The sequence below is a fragment of the Synechococcus sp. RS9916 genome (genome assembly GCF_000153825.1).
GTDB lineage: Bacteria > Cyanobacteriota > Cyanobacteriia > PCC-6307 > Cyanobiaceae > Synechococcus_C.
In genome coordinates this window covers 1,830,422-1,857,191 of sequence record NZ_DS022299.1, presented here as the reverse complement: position 1 = coordinate 1,857,191, position 26,770 = coordinate 1,830,422, and the positions used below count along the sequence as shown (strand labels likewise).

19 protein-coding genes are annotated in these 26,770 nt (G+C 61.8%); 7 read left to right on the top strand and 12 right to left on the bottom strand.

What is annotated here, in order from left to right; translation table 11 throughout:
- Positions 1-48 precede the first annotated feature (48 nt).
- Together RS9916_RS09910 and RS9916_RS09905 are read left to right on the top strand one after the other, a co-directional pair.
- On the top strand, positions 49-354 hold the full coding sequence (locus RS9916_RS09910; RefSeq protein ID WP_050752323.1) for a DUF3307 domain-containing protein: 306 nt from the start codon (positions 49-51) through the stop codon (positions 352-354).
- Positions 355-359: 5 nt separating this feature from the next.
- On the top strand, positions 360-1,040 hold the full coding sequence (locus RS9916_RS09905; RefSeq protein ID WP_007099249.1) for a Crp/Fnr family transcriptional regulator: 681 nt from the start codon (positions 360-362) through the stop codon (positions 1,038-1,040).
- A gap of 24 nt (positions 1,041-1,064) precedes the next feature.
- On the opposite strand, the gene RS9916_RS14555 is transcribed toward RS9916_RS09905, so the two are convergent.
- The 3 genes from RS9916_RS14555 to RS9916_RS09895 form a co-directional block, all read right to left on the bottom strand.
- The gene (locus RS9916_RS14555; protein WP_007099248.1) at positions 1,065-1,232 is read right to left on the bottom strand and encodes a hypothetical protein; all 168 of its coding nucleotides are present in this window, start codon (positions 1,230-1,232) and stop codon (positions 1,065-1,067) included.
- A gap of 523 nt (positions 1,233-1,755) precedes the next feature.
- On the bottom strand, positions 1,756-2,580 hold the full coding sequence (locus RS9916_RS09900; protein ID WP_007099247.1) for an FkbM family methyltransferase: 825 nt from the start codon (positions 2,578-2,580) through the stop codon (positions 1,756-1,758).
- 190 nt (positions 2,581-2,770) lie between these two features.
- On the bottom strand, positions 2,771-4,480 hold the full coding sequence (locus RS9916_RS09895) for a ShlB/FhaC/HecB family hemolysin secretion/activation protein (protein ID WP_007099246.1): 1,710 nt from the start codon (positions 4,478-4,480) through the stop codon (positions 2,771-2,773).
- 96 nt (positions 4,481-4,576) lie between these two features.
- On the opposite strand from RS9916_RS09895, the gene RS9916_RS09890 reads away from it, so the two are divergent.
- A complete protein-coding gene (locus RS9916_RS09890) occupies positions 4,577-8,587 on the top strand; it encodes a CHAT domain-containing protein (RefSeq protein WP_007099245.1) in 4,011 nt (1,336 codons plus the stop codon).
- A gap of 125 nt (positions 8,588-8,712) precedes the next feature.
- The gene (locus RS9916_RS09885) at positions 8,713-9,360 is read left to right on the top strand and encodes a hypothetical protein (protein ID WP_038023619.1); all 648 of its coding nucleotides are present in this window, start codon (positions 8,713-8,715) and stop codon (positions 9,358-9,360) included.
- Here RS9916_RS09885 and RS9916_RS09880 read toward each other — a convergent pair.
- The 3 genes from RS9916_RS09880 to speA are packed head-to-tail and all read right to left on the bottom strand — an operon-like array spanning position 9,341 to position 14,658.
- On the bottom strand, positions 9,341-11,191 hold the full coding sequence (locus RS9916_RS09880) for a CHASE2 domain-containing protein (protein ID WP_007099243.1): 1,851 nt from the start codon (positions 11,189-11,191) through the stop codon (positions 9,341-9,343). The two genes, RS9916_RS09885 and RS9916_RS09880, sit on opposite strands and share 20 nt — an antisense overlap.
- Positions 11,188-12,672, bottom strand: a complete 1,485-nt coding sequence (locus RS9916_RS09875; protein WP_007099242.1) for a mechanosensitive ion channel family protein — start codon at positions 12,670-12,672, stop codon at positions 11,188-11,190. The genes RS9916_RS09880 and RS9916_RS09875 overlap by 4 nt, the downstream gene beginning before the upstream one ends.
- Positions 12,673-12,678: 6 nt before the next feature.
- On the bottom strand, positions 12,679-14,658 hold the full coding sequence (gene speA / locus RS9916_RS09870) for a biosynthetic arginine decarboxylase (protein WP_007099241.1): 1,980 nt from the start codon (positions 14,656-14,658) through the stop codon (positions 12,679-12,681).
- Between the two features lie 136 nt (positions 14,659-14,794).
- Between speA and ndk the strand changes: the two genes are divergently transcribed.
- Together ndk and RS9916_RS14150 are read left to right on the top strand one after the other, a co-directional pair.
- The gene (gene ndk, locus RS9916_RS09865) at positions 14,795-15,253 is read left to right on the top strand and encodes a nucleoside-diphosphate kinase (RefSeq protein ID WP_007099240.1); all 459 of its coding nucleotides are present in this window, start codon (positions 14,795-14,797) and stop codon (positions 15,251-15,253) included.
- Positions 15,254-15,312: 59 nt separating this feature from the next.
- Complete coding sequence (locus tag RS9916_RS14150; protein ID WP_007099239.1) at positions 15,313-16,746, top strand: cyclic nucleotide-binding domain-containing protein; 1,434 nt, start codon at positions 15,313-15,315, stop codon at positions 16,744-16,746.
- Positions 16,747-16,761: 15 nt separating this feature from the next.
- Here the strand turns inward: RS9916_RS14150 and RS9916_RS09855 are convergent, their stop codons facing one another.
- The 5 genes from RS9916_RS09855 to RS9916_RS09835 form a co-directional block, all read right to left on the bottom strand.
- On the bottom strand, positions 16,762-18,909 hold the full coding sequence (locus RS9916_RS09855; protein ID WP_007099238.1) for an NHLP family bacteriocin export ABC transporter peptidase/permease/ATPase subunit: 2,148 nt from the start codon (positions 18,907-18,909) through the stop codon (positions 16,762-16,764).
- Positions 18,909-20,030, bottom strand: a complete 1,122-nt coding sequence (locus RS9916_RS09850) for an HlyD family efflux transporter periplasmic adaptor subunit (RefSeq protein WP_007099237.1) — start codon at positions 20,028-20,030, stop codon at positions 18,909-18,911. Before RS9916_RS09850 ends, RS9916_RS09855 begins: the two co-directional genes overlap by 1 nt.
- Positions 20,027-22,762 carry an ATP-binding cassette domain-containing protein gene (locus tag RS9916_RS09845; RefSeq protein ID WP_007099236.1) on the bottom strand — a complete coding sequence of 912 codons (2,736 nt, stop codon included), beginning with the start codon at positions 22,760-22,762 and terminating at the stop codon, positions 20,027-20,029. Before RS9916_RS09845 ends, RS9916_RS09850 begins: the two co-directional genes overlap by 4 nt.
- On the bottom strand, positions 22,759-23,772 hold the full coding sequence (locus RS9916_RS09840; RefSeq protein ID WP_007099235.1) for a cyclic nucleotide-binding domain-containing protein: 1,014 nt from the start codon (positions 23,770-23,772) through the stop codon (positions 22,759-22,761). The genes RS9916_RS09845 and RS9916_RS09840 overlap by 4 nt, the downstream gene beginning before the upstream one ends.
- A gap of 65 nt (positions 23,773-23,837) precedes the next feature.
- On the bottom strand, positions 23,838-24,953 hold the full coding sequence (locus RS9916_RS09835; protein WP_038024467.1) for an FAD-binding oxidoreductase: 1,116 nt from the start codon (positions 24,951-24,953) through the stop codon (positions 23,838-23,840).
- Positions 24,954-25,050: 97 nt separating this feature from the next.
- On the opposite strand from RS9916_RS09835, the gene gatB reads away from it, so the two are divergent.
- The gene (gene gatB, locus RS9916_RS09830) at positions 25,051-26,538 is read left to right on the top strand and encodes an Asp-tRNA(Asn)/Glu-tRNA(Gln) amidotransferase subunit GatB (RefSeq protein ID WP_007099233.1); all 1,488 of its coding nucleotides are present in this window, start codon (positions 25,051-25,053) and stop codon (positions 26,536-26,538) included.
- Between the two features lie 6 nt (positions 26,539-26,544).
- Here gatB and RS9916_RS15155 read toward each other — a convergent pair whose 3' ends face one another.
- Entirely contained in the window at positions 26,545-26,721 is a 177-nt protein-coding gene (locus RS9916_RS15155) for a hypothetical protein (RefSeq protein WP_007099232.1), read from the bottom strand.
- Between the last annotated feature and the right edge of the window lie 49 nt (positions 26,722-26,770).

The window sequence follows — 26,770 nt, the reverse complement described above, 5'->3', positions numbered from 1 at the left end:
AGACGGTCTCCTGAGGCGTTCCTCATCGCTGCGCTCGATCTGCTGATCCTGTTGGCCTTAGCGCATTTCGTCTGTGACTTTGGTCTGCAGACCGATCGCATGGCCCGCGAAAAAATCGCAGGCGGTGATGTGACCCTCAACTGGCGCTGGTGGCTGGTCAGCCATGCCGCCACCCATGGTCTGGCGGTGGCCCTCTTGACCGGGATCCCTCTGTTGGGGCTGGCGGAAACCGTTCTGCACGCGATCATCGACTGGAGTAAGGGACGGCTTCGCTTTTCCCTTGCCTTAGATCAGAGTCTTCACCTGGCCTGCAAGTTGCTCTGGGTGGTGCTCTGGGTTTCGATTCAATCCTGATACCGATGCTGAGCCGCGACGACTTGCAGGCCATTGCTCTGTTCGAGAGCCTTAACGACGATCAGCTCGATCAGATTCTTGATCGCCATCGCGAATCAGCGCACCAGGCTGATCAGGTGATCGTGATGGAGCAGGACTGGGGGGAATCCCTCTTCTTGCTCTGCGACGGTTTGGCCAAGGTGCGCACCTACACCGCCGACGGTGATGAGGTGGTGATGTCGCTCCTGGGTGCTGGGGATGTGTTTGGTGAGATGGCCGCCCTCGATGGCGAAGCGCGTTCGGCCGATGTGGTGGCGTTGACGCCGCTGCGACTGGTGAAGCTGCGGGTGCCTCCCTTTGCGGCTCTGCTGGAAAAGGAAGCTGGTTTTGCCTTGTCGTTCGCGAAGTTGGAGGCCGCCCGCCTGCGGGATCTCAACCGGCGCTTCGCGTTGCAGACCGCCGACGCCACCACACGGTTGCTCGATTCCCTTGCCTACTTGGCGCGTAAGAGCTCGTCCCAGAACGATCCCCAGGCAACGATTCCTCCCCTGGCCCAGATGGAGATCGCTCTGATTGCTGGTCTGGCCCGCGAAACGGCTTCACGCACGTTGAGCAAACTGCGCACCCGCGGCACGGTGATGGAAGACAACGGCCGGCTGCGCTTGGCGGATCTCAAGCCTCTGGAGAAGCGGGGCCTGATGCCCTGACGTTTCCCTGAGGCTGTAGTGAGTTCAGAAGCGGTAGCGAACCTTGCCGTAGGCCCCGCTGCCCAACAACCAGTGATTCCAGATGCCGGCGTTGTTGTCGGCATGGAATTGATCGATCCAACCCAGCTCGACTGCCCAGTGCGAAGCCCATGTCGCTGGTGAGTTCGTTGAAGGCCACCTGGCCGGCGGCACGCAGGTTGAGCTGAAGGCTGGGATCCAGGGGCCAGGTATCCCGAGATGAGGTAACCACCGCCAAGGCCACCGCTAATGAGCAGAAGGAAGGCGAGACTATTGAGTCAACCGTTGTTGTGATCGCCATGTAGAAAATAATCTGTTGTTGACAGATGCTCTTCTTCTTGGATGAGTTGATTGGTCAAGAGTTTTGCTTGATTCGTGCTGGTGCGTTTCTGCTCAATTAATGTGAGATGGATTGATCTCGAAGTGGAAGGCGTGCAGGTGTTCTGTGTATTTGCTGGGTGAGTTGGGGCTAAGCGAATCATTAATTATTCGCCTGCACTTGCTTGGTATTTGTCAGTGGTTTGGTGAAATTTATTTTAGGCTTTTAGGTGCTTGACCTTACTGCAAAAAATGGTCAGATCATTGCCAAAGCAGGCAATTGAGAGGTTGCCTGGTAAGAGCACTGCCTCCGAAGGGCTCTGCAGACGGAGTTGGATTAGTGATTTGTGTGTGTAGGCTTGGATTTTGGGTTTTGATTTTAGTCTGTCTCGCATTCTGCCTGGTGAAAATACCAGGCGTCGATTTTTGAAAGCTCTTCTAGTTGCCTTGTGTAGCCATTCCTGTTCAATATCTCATCCATTTTGCCCTCGGAGTCTGTCCACCCGTGCTCAATGGCTATCATTGAGAATGAATAACTATGAAAATCAAAACCTTCTAGTATTTCCATCTCGCCCCCTTCGACGTCGATTGAGAGAAAGTCTATATGTTTTGGTGCTGAATGCTTGTCGAGCAAGTCCTTCAAGGAAAGGGTTGGTACATCATAGATTTTGTGCTTCAATCTTCTTTCGGCTAGAGAGCCTTTCTTGAGGTATTTTGCCTGTGTTGACAATTCGCCATCGGCACACTCTGCAAACTTCGAGTGCGAGTTGGATGTGCCTGTAATGCAGGAGTTGTCCAGTTTGCAATTTGGCCTGTTTTTCTTGAGCTGATTAAAGAAGTTTGGAGATGGTTCGGCTAAAATGCCGCTCCAGTTGAAGCATTCTTCTAGGAGAAGGGTGTTGCTGTGGGCAATTCCGTCATATCCTCCAAACTCTACAAAGTATCCATTTTGCTTATAGTTGAGGTACTGCAGGCAGATCAGGTCGGCTCCAATCTGTGAGTTGGAGTGAATCAGTAGTTCGATGAGATATGCTTGCTTTTCTGAGGATATTTCCCTCAAAATTGGGAGCTTGAACCCCATTCTTGCTAGAGTCAGAAGCCTCTCATGATGGCTTTCTTCAATTACCACGTCGCCATTCATGCGTGCGAGGGCCTTTGTGATTTTTCTCAGAAATGTTTGACTCATAATTTTCTCCTGATCCATCAGATTATCGCCTTTCTATTTGGTTGCCTTTTGTTTTTGCCGGATTTGATTTGGGATTGGTGGCTGATCGTGTCTGTCGGCGTTGATGGCTGACATCGACCGTATGATTATTCGTTGCTTGCTGAGCTGCGCCTGGCGGATCTCAAGCCTCTTGAGAAGCGGGGCCTGATGCCTTGATGCTCCGCTGAGTTCAGAAGCGGTAGCGAACCTTGCCGTAGGCCCCGCTGCCCAACAACCAGTGATTCCAGATGCCGGCATTGTTGTCCGCATGGAATTGATCGATCCAACCCAGTTCCACTGACCAGTGACGTCCGTGAAGCCAGCGCAGCAGCACGCCTCCTGTGCCGATGGTGTCTTCAAAGCTCACCGAAGCACGGGTGGTTTCGATCCCGCCCACTCCGATAAACGGCACCAGTTGTAGGGCGTTGCTCTGCTGTTCCCAGAACGTCCAGTTCAATTCGGCCGTGCTGAGCCAACCGGTGTCGCCGCTCACGAGCGTGCCCGGCAATCCCTTGAGGCCCACGTCACTGCCGAGGGCGAAGCCCATGTCGCTGGTGAGTTCGTTGAAGGCCACCTGGCCGGCGGCACGCAGGTTGAGCTGAAGCCTGGGGTCCAGGCGCCAGCCCAGGGAGGCGATGCCGCCTAGGGCCCGCGACTCTCCCGGCTCGATGCCGTAGTAGGCCAGATCATGCAGTTCTTCCGGGCTGCTGAACCCAGCAATGCCTTGCAATCCATAGACCTGCGCTGACCAGCCCAGGTTGGCGTTGCTGCCTGCATGACCCAGGCCCAGGCGCAGATAGCCCGATGTGAGGTCACCGTCGGGGCCACCGCCGATGATCAGGGGGAAGGAGCGACCGTCGAGGTAGCTGTCATTGCGATTGGCGCTCAAGCCCGCAAGGGCGTACCAGGTCTGATCACCCGAGTCCGCCAGAGTCCATTGCAGCTGGGCCAGGCCTTGGTATTGGCGGAAGCTGAGGTCGTGGGCCGGCCCGCGTGCTTCCACCAGATTGCGGCGGCTGGCTCCGAAGGATCCGCTCAGGCTTACCGATTCTCCCAGTGGCAGTGTGTAGCTGAGGGAACCCAGGGTGGCGCCCAGTTCAGGGTCGCCATCGGCGTTGAGCTCCCCGTAGATCTGCAGCACGTCGCCCTCTCGCAGCAGTTGGGGCTTCTGCAGAACGGCGAGCCCCCGCCATTCACCACTGCCTGGGTTGCCGTCATTGCGCACGCTCAGGTCTCCGCGCCAGGGGTGGCTGGCTGGCGTGACCTTGAGGGTGAGCACCGCCTGGGTGGGGTCGCTGCCCAGCTTCCCCAGACTGCCGGCGACGCTGCCGACCACCGACCGTTGTTTGAGTTGTCGCAGCTGCCGTTGCAGGGTGGGCAGATGCAGGGTGCGGCCGATCAGGTTGTTCAGCCGCTGGCGCACTGTCTTGGACAGGCGGGGTTTATCGCTTTCGACGTGCAGTTCCACCAAGCGGCCCATCACCACCGTGAGCTCCCCAGGAGCTGGCGTGGTTTCGGTGTAGACACGCGAGTTGACGTAGCCGTCTTGCTGCAGCTGGCCAGTTAGCAGTTCAGCGCAGCGTTTGAGGCCGGTCTCGGCGTTGCTGGCGGCGTCGCAGCCCCGCAGCAAGTTGTCTAGTTGGGAGCTGCTATAGGGCAGGTCGCCGCGGATGCGCGGCAAGGAGTTGATGCTGGAGCTGACACCGGGATTGGCTCCCCGGGGTCGTGGTTGCACTGGCGAGTCGTTCTCCGGAGCCAGCTGCAGATCGTTGTCGTCGTTGCCGGGTGTGCTGGATTCGGGCTGTTGCTGGGGGGCTGGATCGGGGAGCCGTGCAGGGCCGGGTTGCAGGGGCGGAGCCACCAGTTGCGCCAGCAGAGACAACATGTCGGCGGCGCCCATCACTGCCGCAAACTTTAAAGTTGACTGAGAAAAATTGAACTAGCGTCCTCAAGAGAGCAACACATCAGCGGGTTGCAGAGGCCGAGGTTCCACGACATGAAACGACTGGCGCTACTCCCTCTGGTGTTGGCGCTGTCGGCTATGCCGGTGCGGGCCGATGTGGCGAGCGGTGGCTCTGGGGGATTTGGCACCCGCATCAATGGCGTGCTGGGAGGACGTTGCAGCACAGGCGTCTGCAGGATTGATGGTGGTGCGGATGCGGGACGCAATCGTTTTCATCGCCTCACGGAATTCGACACCCGGGGAGCGATTCAGGGGGTATCGATTGAAAGCAATGGTGTTCGCAATCTGGTGCTGGGGGTGACGGCTGCCGATGGCAGTTTTATCGACAAGAGCATTTCTTTGTCGTCGCCGGCCCATCTTTTTGTCTTGTCGCCGGGCGGGATTCAGTTGATGCCAGGTGCATCCTTTGTGCAGATCCCCCAACTCACCCTCAGCACGGCATCGCAGCTGCGTTTCGGTGGCGGAGTGTTTGATGTGTTCAACACCACGGCAACGGGTGTTGCTGCGCTTACCGGAGACCCCTTGCCCGGAGCTCTCGGTTTGTTGCCCGGAAGTCTGGGCGACAAACGCCCCTGGATTCGTATGGAGGGGGTGTCGATTGATGTGGATGAGGCGCTCCTGGTGGATGCTCCAGGCGGCCGAATCGATCTCGACAACACCCTGCTCTCGGTGAGCAATCCAGCGGGTGATGGCGGCACGCTCACCGTCACTGGTGATCTGATCCGGGTTGGTGCCGGGTCGGAATTGTTGGCCACCGGTTCCGCGGATGGTGGTGTGGTGCAGGTGGGCGGAAGCTGGCAGAACACTGACCCCACCGTGCGTCAGGCCCGCCAGGTCTGGATGCAAGCCGGCTCCTTGGTGGATGCGTCATCGCTTGGCGCTGGTGATGGCGGCACGGTGGTGATCTGGAGCGACCTCTCCAACCTCAAGGGCGGCACCGTGGCCGAGGGCACCCTGCTGGCCCGCGGTGGTCCGGTCGCAGGCAAGGGCGGACGGATTGAGACGTCGGGTCCTTTCCTGTTGGCTCAGCCGGAACAGGTTGATGTGTCTGCACCGAATGGCAGCGGTGGCGAGTGGTTGCTGGATCCCTACAACCTCACCATCGGTGCGAATCCACCAAGCGGTGACATCGGTGATGTCACTGACCCAAACAATGGTCGTTTGTTTGAGTCCAGCGCTACCGGATCACGTGTGGATGTGGCGGACATCAGGGCTGTCATGTCTGCAGGCTCAACGACTGATGTGCGCATTCACACAGGCCCTGGCAATCCCAGTGAGGGGGGCAACATCACGTGGGAAGCCGGCGCTCCGCTTGATTTTTCAGCGTCGACTGGAAACCTCACCCTTGATGCCGCTGGCTACATCGAGCTGAATTCCAACATCACCACCGGAACAGGGGGCTTGACTCTCAAGGCAGGCGCTGGCTACGTCGCTGCCGCGGCTGACGTCAGCTTGAACCTTGGTGGCGCGCTTGACATTGCGTCTGCAGATACCAGGCCCGACATTTCACCTTTTGCGGCCACCCTCACCGGTTCCGGTGGATTGTTCAAAAGCGGCAATGGTCGCCTGATCCTGTCGGGCAACAACAGCAACTGGACGGGGGAAGCGCTGGTGGAACAGGGCACCTTGCGGGTGGCATCGGGCAATGCCCTGGGCTCACCGTCGTTTCGAACGAAAGTGGAAAAGGGAGCCACCCTTGAACTCTTTGGCGGCATCACGGTGCCGGAACCGATTGATCTGGCGGGCGGCAGCCTGGTGAACACTTCGGGCGCCAACACCCTCACCAGTCGCATCCAGCTGCTGGGTAGCTCCATCGTGGAAGTGCAGCAGGACAGCCTCACCCTCAACCCCAGCTCCGGGGATGCCGTGGATGTGAACGCCAGCTCCGCGGCCTTCAATTCGAATTTCACCCTGGCCGGGGAAGGCGATCTGATCGTGCAAGGACCGCTGGATCTGGAGGACGGCCAATCCACACCCACCTTTGGCGACTTCCGCCAGGTCGGTTCCGGTGTCGTTCGCTTTCAAGACACCTTGTTTGTGGAACGGGCTGAGGCGGTGGGGGGCGGCACCCTGTGGATGGATCAGCCGCCGGAATCCCCTGTGGTCACGGGCCCAGTGATCTCCGCCTTCTTCCTCGACAACGGTTCGTTGTTACGTCGGGACGGGAACGAAACCGTGACAGGCACCAGCATGGAGTTGGGGTCTGGTGGAGGTGGCATCAGCGTTGGCGATGGCTTCACCTTGGTGTGGGATTCACCGATTAGCGGCGATGGAGATTTCACAAAGCAAGGTGAGGGCACCCTGCGTTTCCCGGCGACGGCCGCCATCAGTTACTCCGGCGCCACGTTGGTCAAGGCGGGCAACTTGGATGTGTTGTCCACCTCCCCGGCGAGTGCCACCTGCAGCGGTAGCGGTACGTCCAATCGTTGTGATGATCCCGATCCCGATCCCGATCCCGATCCCGACTCCGATTCGGACGCCACACCGGTGATCCCCACCGACGACCAAGCCACGAAGGCTGCGGTTTTGGTGGATGCGGTGGCCGATGTGCCAGTTTTGCCGCCTGCGCAGCAGGGTTTGCAGACCGCTCAAGGCGGCGACCTCGAAGCGGGCGCCACCGATCTGGGCGGTCCATCCTCCGCCCAACCCCAGAGTTCAGAGTCCACCCTGGTGGTGGACCTGGCGGATGGAAGCGACCCTGCTGACACCGCCAGCACGACCAGCACGGAGACCACCGCGTCAGCCGCATCCACCGCACAATCTGTGCCTGCCGATCAGGCGTCCGATCAGCTGAACAGTTCTGATCAAGCCGCCACCAGCCGCACGGCATCCGCCCTGGGTCTGGAGGTGGCCGACAGTGATCTCTTGCCGTCGACGCCCACTGTCGAGGAACTCAAGACGGTGCTGGCGCAGGTGGAGCGTGAGCGCCTGGCCGCCAGTCCGGCTGTGCTCCAGGTGCGCTTCACGGCCATGCCCAAGGCGCAGCAGGGTGAATTGGATGGGTTTCTGGATTTGACACTGGTCAGTGCGAAGGCCCCTGTGCAAGCCAAGCGGGTGGAGGTCAGCCGCCAGCGCTTTGCAGGGTTGCTCAAGGCTCTGTACCGCCAGCTTTCCCGCCAGGAGCCGATGGCGGTGGAAAACCCTGCGTCCCCCAGCCGTCAATTGCATGCTCTGTTGGTCGAGCCGCTGCAGGAGGCCTTGCAGGCGCAACAGATCCAGACCCTGTTGATCGCTGCCGATCAGGGGCTGCAGGCCGTTCCCTTTGCAGCCCTCAGCGATGGCAAGGAGTATTTCGGCAATCGTTATGCGTTTGGATTGACGCCATCGCTGGCGCTCACCCCGTTGGCTCCGGCATCCTTCGCCTCTCAGCGTCAGCTGGCGCTGGGTGCCTCTCAATTCGAGGACTTGGCGCCCTTGCCGCTGGTGCCTCAGGAGTTGCAACGCATTGATGCTGCGGATGGAGCGGATCGCTACCTCAACGCTGACTTCACACCGCAGTCGCTCTTAGATCGGGCTGCTGATCAGCGTTACGCCCGGGTGCACGTGGCGACCCATGCCGACTTCCGTCCTGGGGGACCTGCGAAGTCGGTGATTCACACCGGTTCCGGGCCGATGTCGATGGCCCAGTTCGCCCGCTTGCGTCGCGAACGGCAGGATGAGCCTCTGGATCTGGTGGTGCTCAGTGCCTGTCGCACCCTTCTGGGGGATAAGGACAGTGAACTGGGCTTTGCGGGGCTGGCGCTTCAAGCCGGCGCTCGCAGCGCGATTGGCACCCTCTGGTACGTCGATGACGTGGTCACATCGGCGTTCTTCGTGCAATTTTATCGCTTCTTGGATCAGGGGGTGCCCAAAGCGGAAGCCTTGCTGCGCACCCGTCAGTTGTTCGCCTCGGGTGCAATTCGCCTGGTGGACGATCAGGTGCTGGGCGCTGGTGATGCTCCCCTGCTCAACGAACTCAGTCCGGCCCAGCGTCGCCGGATTGTGGCTGGTGTGCAGAACCCCTTCTTCTGGGCCGGCATTGAATTGGTGGGTTCGCCCTGGTGATCGATTCGCAGGGCGAGAGCCTGTGATCTAGATCACAGAAAGTTGTGATCGGGGTCAAGCTCTGCTGTGTCCGCAGCGGTCAAGCTGGAGCCATTCAGCCCCACCGGTCAGTCGCAAGACGTTTGATGGCACGCTCTCTTTCCTTCACCGTTCTGGCTTCGTCATTGCTGGGCATCCTCTGCGTGGGTTCCTGGCTGCCGGAGGCCGTGCAGGCGGCTCCGCGTAATTCTTTCCCTGGGCGCCGCGTTGGCGGGGGCACCCGGGGTGAGTGTGCAGCGCGGCCGATTGTGCATCTGGTGCCCCCATCGAGTGTGTTTGCGCCGGGGTCCACCGCTTTGATCGGTTGGCTTGAAGGCCCGTCCTCAACCCCTCAGCCCCTGGATGTGACCCTGCGCATCGCCGCTGCCGATGGCAGCGCCGATGCGGGCGCAGCTCCTGTGGTGCAGAAGCAGGTGCCGGCGGCCGCGAATCGCTTGGTGCTTCTCCGCATTCCTACAGGGCCACGGCCGCTGCTTTGGGAGTCGTCGTACCGCTGCGGTGCCGACGACGGCGGTGATGAATTTGGCTTCATCACGTCATCCGCCCCGCCGGCCCTCAGTCTCCTGGTGCAGCAGGGTGGACAAGAGGATCAACAGCTGCAGCAGCAACTGGCCAGCCTCAAGGCTTCCTGCGGTGCGACCACGCCGTTAGCCCCCCTCAAGGCAGCCCTGCAGCTCGGCGATGACGTCATTGATGCCTCCTGGCCGCAGACCGTCACTGTGGCGTGCTTTTGAGCTCGATCACCTCCAGCGGGTCTTGCCGGCCTTTGATGCTGATGGCTCCCCAGGTTTCGCTGTGCACCTGAGGCGGTAGCGCGTTCAGCAGGGCCTGCGTTTCGCTCGACAGCAACACCCGCACCAACCCCTCGTGCCGCTCTTTTTGGAGACTTTCCAGTCGCGATGCGCAGTTCACGGTGTCGCCGATCACGGCGTACTCCAACCGTTCGCTGCTGCCGAGGGACCCTGTGATCACCTTGCCGGAGTGGATGCCGATGCGGATGCGCATCGCGGGTTGACCTTCCTTGCTGAGACTGCGGTTGAGATCGGCGATCTGTTGCTGGATGGCAAGTGCGGCGGCCACGGCGTTGGCTGCATCCACGTCAGCCCCACTCGACACTGGCGCACCAAAGACAGCCAGCATTCCATCGCCTGTGAACTTGTTGACCACGCCTCCACGGCTGGTCACAGCTTGCACGCCGATGCTGATGCCGCGGTTGAGCCATTGCATCAGGCTGGACGGGGGGAGCTGTTCGCTCAAGCCGGTGAAGCTGCAGATGTCGCTGAACAGCACCGTCACCCACTGCTCCCGTCCGGTGAAGCGCCCATCTTTGATCAGGTCTTCGCGTTGCTCCCAGAGTTGCTGGGCTACTGCAGGAGAACTGGTTTGGCCGAGCAGACGACGCATCTCCTGTTGGTGCCGCTGGCTTTCCATACCACGCCCAAGGATGCCGCTGCTGCCGACCAACACCAGGCTGAAGTAGGGCATGGTGAGGCCCACCCAGATCCCTGTGATGGTGAGGCTGAAGACCACAGCGCTCAGTGCGGCGGCGGCGATGAACAGCAGCAGCACACTGCGGCGGATGCGGCTGGGGCGTTCCGCAATCACCACACCGAGCAGGGCCATGGCCAGGGTCAGGAGTGTGCGCTGCCACCCCTGCGCGGTGACCAGTTCAGGCCGTTCGTTCTGCAAGAGGCGTTGCAGGGCTTCAAGGCGCTGGGCATGCAGTTCGACGCCCGACACTTCGAAGAATTTGGATCCCTGGGTGAAGCGGCTGTGGGGAATTTCGAAGAGATCGCGCAGGGATCGGGCCGTGGACCCAATCAGCACCACGCGGTCGTGGATCTGCTCTGCTGTGACCTTCCCCTCCAGCAGATCCGCGAGGGAGAGGCTGGGATAACGACCGGGGGGGTACACCGGTAGCATCGTTTGGTAGCCGGCGGAATCGAGGTTGCGGTAACCCCCTGATTCCTCTGCCAGCCAGTGATGGTCCTGTAACTGCTCCAGGCGTTGGTCCAAGCCTGGCGACTCTGCAGCAGTCTCCAAGAGCCGGAGTGGCAGAGATCGCACCGCCTCGTCTTGTCCCCCCACATGCACCAGGTCGCGGCGCACCACCCGATCCGCGTCCATCACCAGATCATTGAAGGCCTGTTGGCGAGCTGGCGTGCCGGGGATAGCGGCAATCCCATCGGCTTCATTGCGAATCGAAATCAGGCGGGGATTGCGCTGAATTTCCCGCTGCAGGCAGGGCTTGGCTTGGTCGCGATAGACATCAAGGCCGATCGCTCGGGCTCCGAGGGCATCGATGCGCTGAAGGGCTGAACACAGCAGGTTGTCATCCAGCGGCCAGTTGTAGCTCTCGAGGTCGGCTTCATCGATGCCCACCACCGTGATCGGCCAGGCCAGGGGTTCGTCGCCGGCGTCATTGGTGCGATTGCGTAGATGGAGCGCCAGGTCGTAGACGAGCAGGTTGGCGGTCTCCACCACGGGCGAATGCTGCAATCCCACCAGCAGCCCTGAGGCGATGGCATAAGGAATCAGTCGGCGTAGGGTCCGCTTCCAGGTCATTCGTCCTGGCCGGTCAGGCTGAACAGGCGTTGCATGCGGGCAATCAGGGCCAGCCGCCGGTTCTCAGCCCGGTTCTCCTTGAGTGCCTTGAGCTCTTGCCGGCGTGCGGCAATGATCGTGCCCATCGTCTCGAGGATTTCGGGATGCTCCTCCAGCAAGGGGAGCAGATGCTTGCGTTCGATCTCGATCAGCACGCATTCGTTGTTGCAGACCACGCTGGCGGAGCGGGCTTCACCAGTGCAGAGCGCCATTTCCCCAAAGATGTCGGAGCTGTGGAGGCTGGCCACCTGCTGACCGGGGAGGGATCGGGCCGGGTTCGTACCACTGGCTTGAAACACATCGAGGCTGCCGCTCACCACCAGGAACAGGCTGTCGCCCCGTTCACCCTGGCGCACCACGGTTTCTCCAGGGGCAAAGCTCTGGCAGCTGGCATTGGCCGCCAGGGCTCCCAGCTGCTGATCACTGAGATGGCCAAAGATGTCGGTGCAGGCCAGCAGGCGTTGTTTCTGCCCTGGATTGACGGCGCTCGATGGTAAGCGCGCCGGCACCGGCTCGGTGCGGATGTCGCGCACTGGATAGGGAATCGATTGATCGATGCGGTGCAGGGCATACCAAACTTGCTCCAGCACATCGCTTTTCAGTTGTGGCATTTCCGGAGCCGATCCCTGCCAGGTCAGCAGGCGGTAGGTGATTGAGCTGTCAGCGAATGCCTCGACCCACACCTTGGGTTGGGGATGGCGCAGCACTTTGCGGTTGGTTTGCAAACTGCGCTGAAGCAGTTGGATGGCCTGGCTGGGCGGCAGGCTGTAATCCAAACCGAGATCAATCATTTGCCCAACCGGTTCATTCGGTTTGAAGCGGCGCAGCCCCTCCATGGTGATGCGGCTGTTGGGGACCACGGTGATTGAACCGTCCAGACCGCGGATCCGGGTGGTCATCAGGTGGAGAGACGTGACCACCCCCCGTGTAAAACCCAGATCGATCCAGTCCCCTTCTTCGAAAGGTGAGTCGACCTGCAGGGAGATCCCGGCAAACAGGTTTTTGAGGGTTTCCTGGGCTGCAAGACCGATCACGGCCGTGACCACCGCCGATGTGGTAGCCAGACCCACCAAGTTGACGCTGAAATCACGGTGGATCACCACCAATGTCACGGCGGTGATGATGGCCAGCGTGAGGAGGTCACGCAGGATTTTGGCGGTGGGTTTCCACCAACCCAGCTCCGCTGGAATCTGCAGCAGGCCCCAGTTGAGTAAACGGATCAGGCTGATGCTCCAGAGCAGGGTGATCGCTGCTTCCAGCGCTTGCTGCAGCACAGGCAGTCCGCTGAAACTCACCCTCTCGCTGATCAGCGTCAGCGCAGGGATGGCGACCGCCGCGATCAGCGGCATGCGTAAGGGGGGTGGGGAGAGTTTTTGGCGTTTGCACACCCGGTGCAGGGCGAGCAAGCTCACGATCGCGACCAGGCTGAGGAGCAGGGTCATGGCCGCTCAGCTCTGGAGATAGGTGCTCTGGCGCAGGCTGCTTTCCAGGTGATCCATCAATCGCCGTGCCTCCGCGATCTGGAGCTGATTGCAGCGGATCGACTGCTCACTCGCCACCCGCAGCCGTTCCAGCAAGGCTTCCGGGTTGTGTTCCATGGCGGTGAGAACCTCGGCATTGGTGTCCCCGCGCACCACGTGGTCCACCTGGTACTCCCCGCCGGGTGCCAAGCGGATGTGCACGGCATCAGTGGTGCCGAACAGGTTGTGGAGGTTGCCCATCACTTCCTGATAGGCGCCTCCCAGGAACATGCCGATCAAGTACGGCTCCTCGGGCCGTAGACGATGGAGCTCGAGCAGCGGTTTGCTGCGGCCATCGGCGATGAAGCGGTTGAGGCGGCCGTCGGAATCGCAGGTGAGATCAGCGAAATGGCCGAGTTCGGTAGGGCGTTCCCCCAGCCGATGCAGGGGCATCAAGGGGAAGAGCTGCTGGATGGCCCAGGTGTCAGGTGCAGAGCGAAAGATCGAGAGATTGGCGTAGTAAGTGCGGGCCAACACCGCTGGCAGCGACTGCAGTTCGTCCGGCAGGACGCTGTCGCTCGGGAGCCGCTCCACCAGGGCGCGGGCGCAGGCCCAGGTGAGTTGCTCGGCTCTGCTGCGGTCAGTGAGGCTGAGGTAGCCGAGCCGAAAGGCGGCGAGGGCGTCGTCTTTGAATTTCAGTGCGTCGTTCCAGGCTTCCTGCAGGCGGGACACATCGGCACTGCCGTCGCTGGCGAGGGTGTGAATGCCTTCGAGGGTGTCGCGCAAGTTGCGCACGATTAGGGGTTCTTCGTCTCCTATTGCGGGTGTGTCCAGAGGAAGCCCGCCGGTGCCGAGCACGTTGAACACCAGCACGGAGAAATGACTGGCGATCGCTCGGCCGCTTTCGCTCACCAGGGTGGGCACCGTCACGCCGTGGGGTTCGCAGCCTTCCTTCACTGTCGCCACCACGTCATTGGCGTAGTTCTGAAGGGAGTAGTTGGTGGAGGCGGCGGTGGCGGTGCGGCTGCCGTCGTAGTCGATCCCCAGGCCTCCGCCTACATCCAGGTAGCCCATGGGGGCGCCGAGCTTGTGGAGCTCCACGTAAATGCGGGATGCCTCCTGCAGAGCGTCTTTGACGACGGCGATGTCGTTGATCTGACTGCCCACATGGAAGTGGAGTAGGCGCAGTTCCTCGAGCAGTCCTGCTTCGCGCAAGGCCTCCACGGTGGAGAGGATTTCGGGGACGGGCAGACCGAACTTGGCTTTCTCACCCACGGAGCTGCCCCAGCGGCCGGTGCTGCGGCTCGAGAGGCGGGCCCGGATGCCGATCAGGGGCGCTGCTCCCAGCTCCTTGCTGGCATCGATGATGCGCTGCACCTCATCGGCCTGTTCGATCACCACCACGGGCCTGCGCCCCAGGCGCCTGGCCAGGATCGCCGTTTCGATATAGCGCTGATCCTTGTAGCCGTTGCAGATCAACAGCGCTTCTGGGTCGTCGATCAATGACAGAGCAATCAGCAGCTCGGCTTTGCTGCCCGCTTCGAGGCCGAAATGCCAGCGGCGTCCGCAGCTCACCAGCTCCTCCACCACGTGGCGCTGCTGGTTGCATTTCACCGGGAACACCCCCTGATAACGGCCGCTGTAGCCGTAGCGGGTGATGGCTCGCTCGAAGGCGGCATGGAGGCTTTCCAGCCGGTCTTCGAGGATGTCGTCGAAGCGGATCAGCAGGGGCAGGTTGAGGTTGCGGCCTTGGAGGCCTTCCACCAGCTCCACCAAATCGAGGCTGCCGCCCCGTTCTCCGCGGGGCTGAACGCTCACGTGGCCGCGCAGATTGATGGAGAAATAGGGATCACCCCAACGCTCGAGGCCGTAGAGCTCAGCACTGTCTTGCACGTTCCAGGGCTGGGGGGCTGCAGCCTCGCTGGGGGTCGCCTGACGGCCCGGCAGGTTGGGGTCGGCGAGCACCATGCGGTCGGAAGCACTGGGGGTGTTGGGGCAAATCTAAAGAGCATGAATCCGCTCAGCAGAAACCCAGTGGTGTGGTGGTTGCTTGCCAAGGGGGAGCCTGAGCACGGAGCATGGCTCGGTCTGCTTGTTTTTCTGTATGGCCACCGAACGCACCTTTGTCGCCATCAAGCCCGATGGTGTCCAGCGCGGGCTGGTGGGCGAAATCCTCGGTCGTTTCGAGCGCAAGGGCTTCAAGCTGGTGGGTCTGAAGCAGATCACCCCCAGCCGTGCGCTGGCTGAGGAGCACTACGGCGTTCACAAGGAGCGTCCTTTCTTTGCCGGTTTGGTGGACTTCATCACCTCCGGTCCTGTGGTGGCCATGGTCTGGGAAGGCGACGGCGTGATCGCCAGCGCCCGCAAGCTGATCGGCGCCACCAAGCCCCTGGAGGCTGAGCCCGGCACCATTCGCGGTGATCTGGCTGTGAACATCGGCCGCAACGTGATCCACGGCTCCGATGCTCCTGAAACCGCCCAGTTCGAAATTGGCCTCTGGTTCCAGGCGTCTGAACTGAACGACTGGACCCCCTCCGATCAGAGCTGGCGCGTCGAAGGCTGATCGCCTGACAGCGCGTTCTGATCTGCATACCCTCGGGACTCAGTCCCGGGGGTTTTGTTGTGAATGCTGAATCGCTGCTGTTGTTGCAGGCCCTGGACGGGGCGGTTGATCAGGCATTCGCTGATGTCGAGCCCTGCAGCTTTGCCCCCGGGGCGTGCCTGGTGCAGGAAGGTGAGTCAGTCGATGGGTTGCTGCTGATCTCGTCGGGTGTGGTTCAGGCCCGATGGGCCGATCTGGTGGATTCCCCGGGGCCGCTGCTGGGTCCAGGCAGTGTGATCGGCGATATCTCCTATCTGCTGGGCGGAGTGGCTCGGGCCAGTGTGATTGCCCTGGAGCCTGTGGAAGCCCTGCGCTTGTCTCGCCAGGGCCTCGAGACCTTGATGGATCGAGATCCTGGCCATGGGCAACAACTGTTTCGCGCTTTGGCGGCCATCAATGCCCAGCGCTTGCTGCTCCAGACCCATTCCCAAATGCGCGATGGCGTGGCTGGACACGGGGCGGCGTCGTTGATGCCCGAACCCCTGGCTGCAGCGGTGCAGCGGTTCAAGCAATGTGCGGCCGCGGTGGAGGTGGATCTACGCCGCAGTACCCCTGATCCGGTGATGCGGAGGGATCTGACGGCGGCTTTCGACACCTTGGTGCGTCTCACCGGCAGCCTCTTCCCGCCCCTGTCAGGCGAGACCCCGGCACCTGAGAGCCCGGCCCTTCAGGCCTTGCGCCTCGAACTGTTGCCCTATCTGCTGCTGACCCGTTCCGCTGAACGGATGTATCGCAAGCCGAGGGGCTATGCCGGGGACTTTCTCACAATCGCCTGGATGTATGCCGATGAGCCAGGCGGGGCTGGGGAGCTCGGCACGCTTCTGGACCGCTGTTTTCTCAACCAACCGGCAGCGCAGGCGGTGCGCAACCGGCGAGGGTTGTTGCGTGAGGAGTTGCAGCGGGCTCTCACCCTCACTGCTCAGAGACCTCTACGGGTGACCAGCCTGGCCTGCGGCCCTGCAGCGGAGGTTTTCGACATCCTTCTGCAGGATCCTGAGCTGGCATCCCAGGTGCGCTTCACCCTGGTGGATGTGGATCAGCAGGCGTTGGAGTACGTGCGCGAGCGGCTGCAGCGTGAAGGGCTTGCGTCGGTGGTGCGCCTGGAACGCCGCAACCTGCTCCACCTCTGCATCGGCCGTCAGCAGTTGGAGTTGGAGCCCCAGCACCTGATCTATTCCATCGGCTTGATTGATTACTTCGATGATCGGATCGTGACGCGCTTGCAGACCTGGATGCGCGGGTGTCTCGCGCCAGGTGGGCGATCCATCCTGGGCAATTTCCACACCAGCAATCCCACGCGCGGATTGATGGATCACCTGCTCGATTGGCGACTGATTCACCGGGATGAGGGCGACATGGTGCGCCTGGCGGAGGCTGCAGGGTTCGCTCCGGGCACTACGCAATGCCGCTTAGAGGAAGCCGGCGTCAATCTGTTTGCGGTGTCAACGCGTTGATCAGGCTCGTTTGACTCAGCTCACTTCGCTGAGCAGTTGGGCATAGGCCCCAGCGGTGTCTTGCACGAGTTGGGCGTGCGTGCCCCGTTGAATCACCTGGCCCTGTTCCATCACCAAGATCAGATCGGCGTCACGGATGGTGCTCAAGCGGTGGGCCACGATGATTTGGGTGCAGCCGCGCCTGGCGAGGTTGGCGATCAGCTTGCGCTCCGTTTCGGCATCCAGGGCGGATGTGGCCTCATCCATGATCAGGATGCTCGGGTTGTTCACCAGGGCGCGGGCTAACTCCAGCCGTTGACGTTGGCCGCCGGAGAGGTTGCGGCCCCCTTCGCTGAGCTGGGTGTCGAGCCCGTCCGGCAGCCCTCGCACAACGTCCAACACCTCTGCATCACGGCAGGCGTCCAGCAGTGCAGCGTCACTGATGGCTCGGTTCCAGAGACTGAGGTTGTCGCGCACGCTGCAACCAAACAGCTGGATCTCCTGCTGCACCATTGCCAGGGAGGCCACCGCCACCGAGCGCGGCAGCTCCAGCAAGGTATGGCCGTCGTAGCGGATCGTGCCACCCGTGGGTTGATGCAGACCGGCTAGCAATTTGGCCAAGGTGCTTTTGCCGCTGCCGCTGCCGCCCACCAGGGCCACGCGCATGCCGGGCTGAATGGTCAGCGACAACCCGTCGATCAACGGTGCCTGAATGGCTGTGAAGCCGTAGCGCAGGGCGTCGATTTCGATCTTCCCGCTCAAGCGTGTTGGTGCCGTATTGGCATCGGTTCTGCTCGTGTCATCGAGCAAAGGATCTCGGGGTTGCTCAAGCACGTCCTCCAGGCGCAGGACGCCGGCTTCAAAACCTGGAAGTTGTTGCACAAATCCAATCACGCTTTCGATCTGGCCTTTGAGGCTGAAGGCAATGGTCTGGGCTGCCAGCAGCATGCCTAGGGTCAGATCGCCCCGGATCACCAGCAGGAAGCCCAGCAGCAGCACGGCCACTTCGTTGAAGGTGGTGAGTCCGTTGGGGATTAGGCGCAGGCGGGCATTGCGCAGCTGCAGGGCCTGCAGCGTGTTGAGCAGGCGGCTCTGGTAGCCGGCAAAGCGGCGGAACACATCGTGTTCCAGGGCAGCGGCCTTGATGGTTTCGATGTCGCGCATGGCGCCTACCACCACCGCGCCGCTTTTTGCCGCATCCTTCTGTAGGGCAAGGTTGGCGTCTTTCTGGGTGCGCAGGTTGCGCTGCACCACCAATGCATTGATGGCGGTGGTGGTGAGGATCAGCAGCCCCAGCCAGGGGCTGTAGAGGAAGGTGAGGATCAGGTAGAAGACCAACAGCACCAGCCCCGTCGCCATGGGGATCAGCTGACCGCCGATGAATTCGGCGATGTTGGCGTTGATGCCCATCCGACTGGCGATGTCGGACGCATGACGTTGGCTGTAGAAGCGTTCGGGCAGGGCGAGGATCTGATGCTCGAAGCCGATGGCAAAGCGGCGGGTTAGCCGTTTCTCCAGGCTGCGGGTCCCCACCAGCTGCAGATGCTGCAGCACCACTTGCAGGCCGATGGTGAGGGCCATGGCCCAAAGCATGGGCTTCAGCCAGTGGTTCATGGCATTGCCGATCACCTCATCCAGGTAGATCTGGGCGAACACCGGCATCACCAGTTGGGGAAGGATCAACAGCAGGCCGGCGATCGCGATGAACAGCGCCCCCATCGGCTCGCTGCTCAGCCGGCGCCCCACGATCGGCCACGGTGATGGGGCCCGGCCACCCCGTTGGAACTCCGGCCCTGGTTCCAGCGTCAGCACGATGCCGGTGTAACTGCGATCGAACTCCTCACGGCTCACCGTGCGCGGACCCAAGGCGGGGTCGTTGAGGGCGACCCGATCGCCGCGAAAGCCCTCGAACACCAGGAAGTGATTGAACTCCCAGAACAGAATTGCCGGGGGCTTGACCTCCTCCAGGGCGGCGATGCCCTTTTTAAACCCCTTGGCGTCGAGGCCCAGGCTGCGGGCTGCGAGGATCAGATTGGCGGCATCACTGCCATCGCGGGACACGCCGCAGAGCTCTCGCAGTTGGGTGAGGGGGACGTAGCGCCCGTAATGCTGCAGAACGATGCTCAGGGAGGCGGCACCGCATTCGGTGTTCTCCATCTGCAGCACGGTCGGCGTGCGCACCATCAGTAGATCCCCGTTAGATCCCGCAGAATCGGAATCACGTAGCTGATCGGTCGGCGTTCTTCCACCAGCACGCGCACGTCCGTGGGGGTCCCTGCACTGAGTTGTAGTGCCGGGCCCGGTCCACCGCCCCAGTCGTAACCGCTGATGGTGCTCGGGTCCGTCTGAAGGGAGGTTTTGACCTCGATCAGCGGGCCCTTCGGCTCGGTGCGCACGGCTTCCAGCAGCGATTCGAGGCCGAGCCGTTTGATCAGGGCGGTGTCATTCACGGGCAGTTGGCGAATCGACAGCACTACGCCGTCGATGCCGCCATGGCGTTGCTGTTTGGTGCTCGCAGGGCTGATGCGGACGCGCTGGCCCACGTTCAGGCGTTTGCCATCTCCTGCCGGGAAGAAGGCCAGGCTCTCCAGGGGCTGTTGGCCGTTTTGAGCATCCAGGGTGAACACAGGGCTGCCGGCCTGGAGCACTTCCCCGCGGTGCACATTGCGGTCGACCACGCAACCATCGATCGGGGCGCGGATCTGAGCAATGCGCTTGATCTCCTCATCACGGGCGTTGATGCGCGCCCGTTGCTGTTGGATTTGCTGCTCCCGCTGACCATCCCGCGCTTCGAGGGAATCCACCAGGCTGCTGAGCTCTTTCTCGCGCTGGCTCAGTTGATCGAGGGAGATGGCTCCAGACTTCACCAGGTTGCGGATCCGAGCGATCTCCGCTTTCTGTTGACGGATTCGGATGGCACCGAGCTGATCTTCCTGTTGGTCTTGATCGATCAGTTGCTGGAGCTGCAGCCTCGCTTCCTGTTTGCTCACCTCCTGGCTCACCGGGTCGATCCGAGCCATCAATTGGCCGCGTTTCACGCAGTCACCGATGTCGTTGTTCAGCTCCAGCAGGCGCCCGGCCGTTTCGCTCTGCACCACCGTGAGGCTGTTGGTGCGAATCAGCACGCCCTTGCCGCTAATGCGCACGGGCAGCCGGCCAAACACTGACCAGACGGCGATGGTGACGCAGAACCCCCCAAGGGATAGGAGCAGGAGCCATTGCCCCGGCCGCAGGAGCCGCAGGGGTTGATCCAGTTGTTCGGGACTGGAGAGGGCATCCAGTGCGTTCTTGCGAAACAGGCTCATGTGAACTGCCTCTCCATCATTCGGAAGAACAGCCCCTGGTTCTGCATCAGGGTCTCGCAACTTCCCCGCTCCTGCACCTGCCCGTGGTCGAGCACCACAATCTGATCGGCCTGGCGGATGGTGCTGAGGCGATGGGCGATCACGATCCGGGTGATGGCCAGGGATTGCAGGCTTTCGGTGACGATCGCTTGGGTGCGGTTGTCGAGGGCACTGGTGGCTTCATCGAAGATCAGGATGCGGGGACGGCGCACCAGGGCGCGGGCGATCGCGACCCGTTGACGCTGCCCGCCGGACAACGTGCCACCCCCCTCCGGAACCATCGTCTGAAGACCCATGGGCATGGCCTGGATCTCATCGGCCAAGCCCGCTAGTTCCGCTGCATGCCACGCCTCCTGTTCGGTGATCACGGCTCCCCCGGCGATCGCTTCCATCAAGGTGCCGGTGAACAGGCTGTTGGTCTGCAGCACCGTGCCGATCTGGCGGCGCACGCTGTCCAGACGCAGGCCGTTCAGGGGTTGACCATCGAAGCGGATTGTGCCGTCCTCCGGGCTGGCGAAGCCCAGCAGCAGGCGCACCAAGGTGGACTTCCCGGATCCGGAGGGACCGACGATCGCCAGCTGCTCCCCTGCACGCGCTTCAAGGCTGACGCCGTCAAGCACCAGGGGCAGCTCGGGGGCATAGCGGTAGCTGATGCGATCCAGCTGGATGTGGCCGTTGAGTGGGGCCGCCTCGTCTTTGCGTTCGGCCGTTTCGGTGGCGGTTTCCAGGATTGGCTTGGCCCGCTCATAGATCACCGGCATGTCGAGAGCGCCGATCAACAGTCCCGCGAAACCGGCTGCAGCGCCGATGAAGGTGCCGAAGGCGGAGAAGAAGCCCAGCAGTTGCCCCACATTGGGCGCACTGAGGCTGGGGCTGCTGGCCGCTTCGGCGATCAGGCGCGTGATCACGACGTACACCAGCAAGGTGCCCAGATTGGGCATCACCGCTCTCAGCAGGGAGGCGGTTGCCTCTTTGGCATCGAGGGCGTTTTCCAGTGCAACGATCTTTTGAAACTCCTCGCCCCACCAACGGGCGGCGCCAGTTTCCGCACCAGCAAGGCGCAGTTTGGCCACCGAACCGATCAACTCCAGATTGCGGCTTTGGGCCTGCCCTTCGGCTTCTTCCTGGTGGCGTTGCAGCGGGCGGGCTTGCCAGCCGATCAGAGCGGTGGGCACCAGGATCAGGGCTGCCACCACCAGGGCAAGGGCGGTCAGTTTCACGCTGATGCGCAGCATGAACAAGATGTAGAGGCTGGTGAGCACAACCCGCAGCAGTCCTCCCTCCAGCAGTTGCTGGATTTCACCGCGCAGTTCGTCCAGGGCACCGAAGCGCAGTTGCAGATCGCCGACGTTGCGTTGGCGGAAGAAGTCTGTGGGGAGCCGCAACAGGCGGTGCATGCCGGCCAGCTGTGAGCGGGCAGCTCCCCGTTGCTGGCTGAGCTGCAGGGCTCGGCTCTTCACCCACTCGAAGCACACCCGGGTGATGCCGGCGGCCATCAGGATCAGGCTGATCTGCAGCAACAGGCCCAGGTCGCGATCCGGCAGGGCTTGGTTGGTGATCACCGTGTTGAAGGTGGGCGTCAGCAACGACAGCAGGGTGGAGAGCAGCATCACGCCCACACCCAGCCGGAATCCTCCACTCAGCACGCCGAGGCAGGTGCCTGTGAGCAGTCCGGTGATGCCCATCCCGAAGATCCAGCGGGCTGCTCCCACGTCGCGGCCGATGGCCAGCAGGAAACCGATCACGACGCCCAGCAGCAGACCGCCGATCACAAAGCGTGTGGTGTGGCGGGGCTTGCCGTAGGCAAACCGTAGGAGGCCAATGGTGGTGAGGTCTTGGGGGCGGAAGGCGGGGCTGATGCTCACCATCCGTGGTGACAGGTTGTTCAGCCATGCCGAACAGTGCTCCAGGGGTTCGGGTTCGGCCATGCGGCTCGGCTGCCAGGCTCGGTAGCCCTTGCGGGTGGATTGGAGCACCACCACGTCGCTGTTGTGGGCTTCGCTTCCGTCGAGAAAACCGATCAGATCGCCACAGTCCTGCTGGAGATCCTCCGGATTGATCAGCACATCCCGGCAGAACAGATCGGTGCGGTCCAGCAGCTGTTGCAGCCGTTGGCGTGGATCCTGGGTCTCCAGGCGGGGGGCCATGGGCAGAAGGGTTGCTTGATCGCCACTGACTAACTGCAGCGCCCGCAGCACAGGATCGTTGTGCTGGTCGTGTGGGCGGGCTGCCGGATCACCCGCCTCCGCGGCGCTATCGCCGTTGCTCTGTTCCATGGTCTGGAACAGCTGCCATTCACTGGCTGCATTCAGGGGTTGGTGGGCAGTCACCACCGTCCGGTGATGCTGCTCAGCCTGGGCATGCAGCTGGGCGAGTTTGTGGATGAGCTGGGTGCTGCTCGGGGCGGCTGATGCGGGGATGCCCAGGTCTTGGCTGATGTGGACATCCAGCCAGATCAGCCCTTCACCGCACTCTCCTCCCGGCACGTGCTCCAGCCGCGTCGTCTGGATGGCTCGCAGGCTCAGACGAATCGGTGCATCGCCCGGGGCCGAGAGCCCTGGATAGAGATGGGTTCGATCCAGGCGCAGCACCCCGAAGCTTTGGTCACCGCTGACCACCAACAGCAGGTCGCCGTCGAGGACCCGAAACGGCGTCGTGGGCCAGTCGTGTTCGCTGCCGGCCTCCCAGTTCATGCGGACGCCGCCTCGCCGGTTTGAAAGTGTCGGCAGAGCCAATCAAAGTGGCGCGCTGCTCGGCTGATGGCCGCCAGCTCGCTGAGGTCAAGCCGATCGATGGCATCCAATTCGGCCTGCTGGCTGGCCGCGGCACGTTGATGACTCAACAGTTGATCCCTGCTCCGTTGGGACAACATGCAGGCCAGGCCCCGGTAGAAGCGAGACGCCAACTTGGGATCACGTTCCAAAGCAGCTTGGAGCTGCTGGAGGTCGATGGCGAGCACATCCATGCCCGCAGCGGTGTGGACGCTGGCGGCGGCGCCGTCTTGCTTCTTCAGCAGCAGGCTCATCTCGCCCAGCAACTCGCCCCGTCTGGAGCTTCCCACCATCTGCGTCGTTCCAGTCAGGTGGAGCAGGATCTCTGCCTCACCGCTGAGCACCAGATACAGAGCGGGTACAGGCTCGCCCTGATGCAGCAGGACGGCGTCAGGCATGAGCTTCTGCACGCGCCCGAGTTGTGCCAGGTGATGCACATCCTGTTCGTGGAGTTGGGCAAACAACACCAACACCTTGCGCAGGGCTTCCACTGGGGCCGGTTCATTGCTCAGCCGATGGACCCAGGCGTTCTGCTCCTGAATCTGAAGCGCCAGTTTCTGGGCGATCAGCTGATGCAGCTCGGCGGCCAGGGCAGGAGACTCCTCGTCGAAGCGCTCCAGCTGTCGCACCGGGAGCTCGAGCACGGTGCTGGCTTCAGGAGCGGTGACGGTGGCTACAGCGGGACGTTGCTCCAGCCAGCTCATTTCTCCCACCAGACTGCCGGGGCTGAGAGTCGCCAGCTGGTCTTGAATCTCTTGGTGGTTGGTGGTGGTGACCGAGAGGCTGCCGTTGAGGAGAACGGACAAGCATTCACTGGCTTGACCTTCCCGGATCAGCGTGCTGCCGGCTTCCAAGGTTCTGGAGGTTCCGGCGCTCTTGATCCATTCCAGCAGTGCTGGGCTGGCATGGTCAAAAAGGCTCAACGACGGCATGGATCTCGATGCTGTCTGCCAGAACTGTCAGCGGCGGACCCCCACAGGATGGTCAGTTCTCGCTGTTACAGCCACCGATCCCAACGGAAGCACGGCAGCAAGGCCGCGAGATCGCTTCGGGGTGTGCTGCCACTGGCCAAGTCCGCGATCAGTTCTGAGGTGGCACTGGCCATCAGCACGCCGTTGCGGTGATGCCCACAGGCCAGCCAGAGCCCTTGGATTGCGCAGGCGCCCAGGAGAGGTCCCTCATCAGGGGTGCAGGGCCGGAAACCCCACCAGCGCTCCATCGGTGGCCAGTGGATGGCCTCCGGTAATAAGGCGGCGATGCCCTGTTTCAGGGTGGTCTGACCCTGGGGCGTGAGCCCTTCGCTGAATCCAGCGTCACGTTCGGAGGTGGCGCCCACCACCACGAGGCCGTCTTCCCGGGGCACCAGATAGGTGCCTGGCCCGAAGATCACCCGCCGCAGAGCCCCCCGGGGCGTTTGCAGCGAAAGCATCTGGCCTTTGACGGGAAACACCGGCAGTTCCGGCAGGAGTTGGCCACTCCATGCACCGCTGCAGAGCACGGCTGTGCTGCACATCAGGGTTGTTTCATGCCCCTCGGAGTCGCAGGTGCGGACCCCTGTCAGGCGGCTGTTTTGGTCGCGCAGCAGGTCCAACACTTCCACTCCTTCCTGGAAGTGCACCCCCCGGTCCACACAGGCGCTTTCCAGGGCGCGCATCAACTGGCGGCGGTTGTCGATCTGTCCGTCCTGGGCGAAGAGCAGTCCGGCGGTCCAGGCCGGTGCCAGGCCGGGCAACTCCTGCAGCAGTTGTTCGCGGTTGAGGGGTTCTCCGAAGGCCGCCGTGGGGTACTGATCCCGTTCGTCTTCGCTGCGAAACGGCACCACGATGCCGGTGGAGCGCAGGCCGCAGGGCAGGCCACTGTCGGCTTCGATTTGCGCGACCCAGCTGGAGACCCGGCCGAGACTTAACTGTCCGAGTTGCAGCAACGGTCCACTGAGCCCTTCCGCATGGGGCGCCAGCATTCCAGCCGCGACGAATCCTGCTGCTTCGCTGCGGCGCCGGCTGAGCACGGTCACCGCGATGCCACGCCGGGCCAGTTGATGGGCGATCGCGAGCCCCATCAATCCGCCGCCGAGGATCAGCACCGGTTCAGAGGATGGACTGGCGGTGGTCATGGCGAAAACCTGGCCGGTGGGCGCGTGGAGGCAGCTTCGCAGTCGGCCTTGCAGACCCCTTCCATAGGATTGCTGTGCTTTGAAGATCCTCACGCAGATGGCGGCACCTGCAGCAACGGACCAGGCCTGGGAAGCCGTGATCGGCCTGGAGACCCACGTCCAGCTGGGCACCGACAGCAAGATCTTTACGGCTGCCTCCACCACGTTTGGTGACGACCCCAACACCCATATCGATCCGGTGGTGTGTGGGTTGCCCGGAACCTTGCCGGTGCTCAATCAGAAGGTGCTCGAATATGCCGTGAAGGCTTCAATGGCCTTGAATCTCAACATTGCTGAGCACAGCAAGTTCGACCGCAAACAATATTTTTATCCTGATCTTCCGAAGAATTATCAGATCTCTCAATACGACGAGCCGATCGCCGAAGAGGGTTGGATCGAAGTTGAGGTGGCTGAAAAGGGTAAAGACACCTATCTGAAAAAGATTGGTATTGAACGTCTTCATATGGAAGAAGACGCCGGCAAACTGGTGCACGCTGGAAGCGACCGTCTGGCTGGTTCCACCCATTCCTTGGTGGATTACAACCGTGCGGGTGTGGCGTTGGCAGAAATTGTCAGCAAGCCGGATCTGCGCACGGGCCGTGAAGCAGCGGAATACGCCTCGGAAATTCGCCGGATCATGCGTTATCTGGGCGTGAGCGACGGCAACATGCAAGAGGGTTCACTGCGCTGTGACGTGAACATCTCCGTGCGTCGTGGTCCGGATGCGCCCTTTGGAACGAAAGTGGAGATCAAAAATATGAACTCCTTCTCGGCGATTCAGAAGGCGTGCGAATACGAGATTCAGCGGCAGATCAAGGCCTATGAATCGGGTGAGCCTGTGGTGCAGGAGACCCGTCTGTGGGATGAGGGCAAGCAGCTCACCAAGAGCATGCGCAGTAAGGAAGGGGCTAGCGACTATCGCTATTTCCCCGACCCTGATCTCGGCCCGATTGAGGTAAGTGTTGACCAGCGTGAAGCATGGCGCAGTGAATTGCCCGAGCTGCCTGCTGCCAAGCGTCATCGCTATGCCGACACCCTCGGACTCTCCCAATACGACGCACGCGTGCTCACCGATGAGCGGCCGATGGCGGATTACTTCGAGTCTGTGGTTGCAGCGGGTGCAGATGCCAAGCTGTCGGCCAACTGGATCACCGGTGATATTGCGGCCTATGTGAACAGCAACCGGCTTCATTACGCCGAGTTGCCCTTCCGCCCGGAGCAGTTGGCGGAGATGGTGAAAATGATCGACGGTGGTGCGATTAGCGGCAAAATCGCCAAGGAAATTTTGCCAGAATTGTTGGAACAGGGGGGTTCACCCAAGGCGATTGTGGATGAGCGTGGTCTTGGCATGATCAGTGATCCTGCAGCAATTACTGCAATCGTTGACGAGCTGCTGGCCGCTCACCCGGACGAAGTGGCTGCCTTCCGCGGCGGAAAGAACAAGTTGCAGGGATTCTTCGTTGGCCAGTTGATGAAGAAGACCGGTGGCAAGGCTGATCCCAAGCTGGCCAATCAGATCCTCAGCAAGAAACTGAAGGGGGACTAATCCCCTTCAGTTGTTGCGTGTTTCCAGAACGGAGCGACCGTCGGCCGAAATCACCACCACGGTGATCATGCTCGGCCCATCTCCGTTCTGTTCCCAGCCGGGGGGACCTCCGGGAATGGTGAATTCAATCCCTCCTGAATCTGCGCGCGTGATGCAGGGGTTGTTGTTGATGCTGGCGAACATGCAAGCGCCAGGGCGGTATTGACTGAGCCCACCGTTGAGTGACACGGCT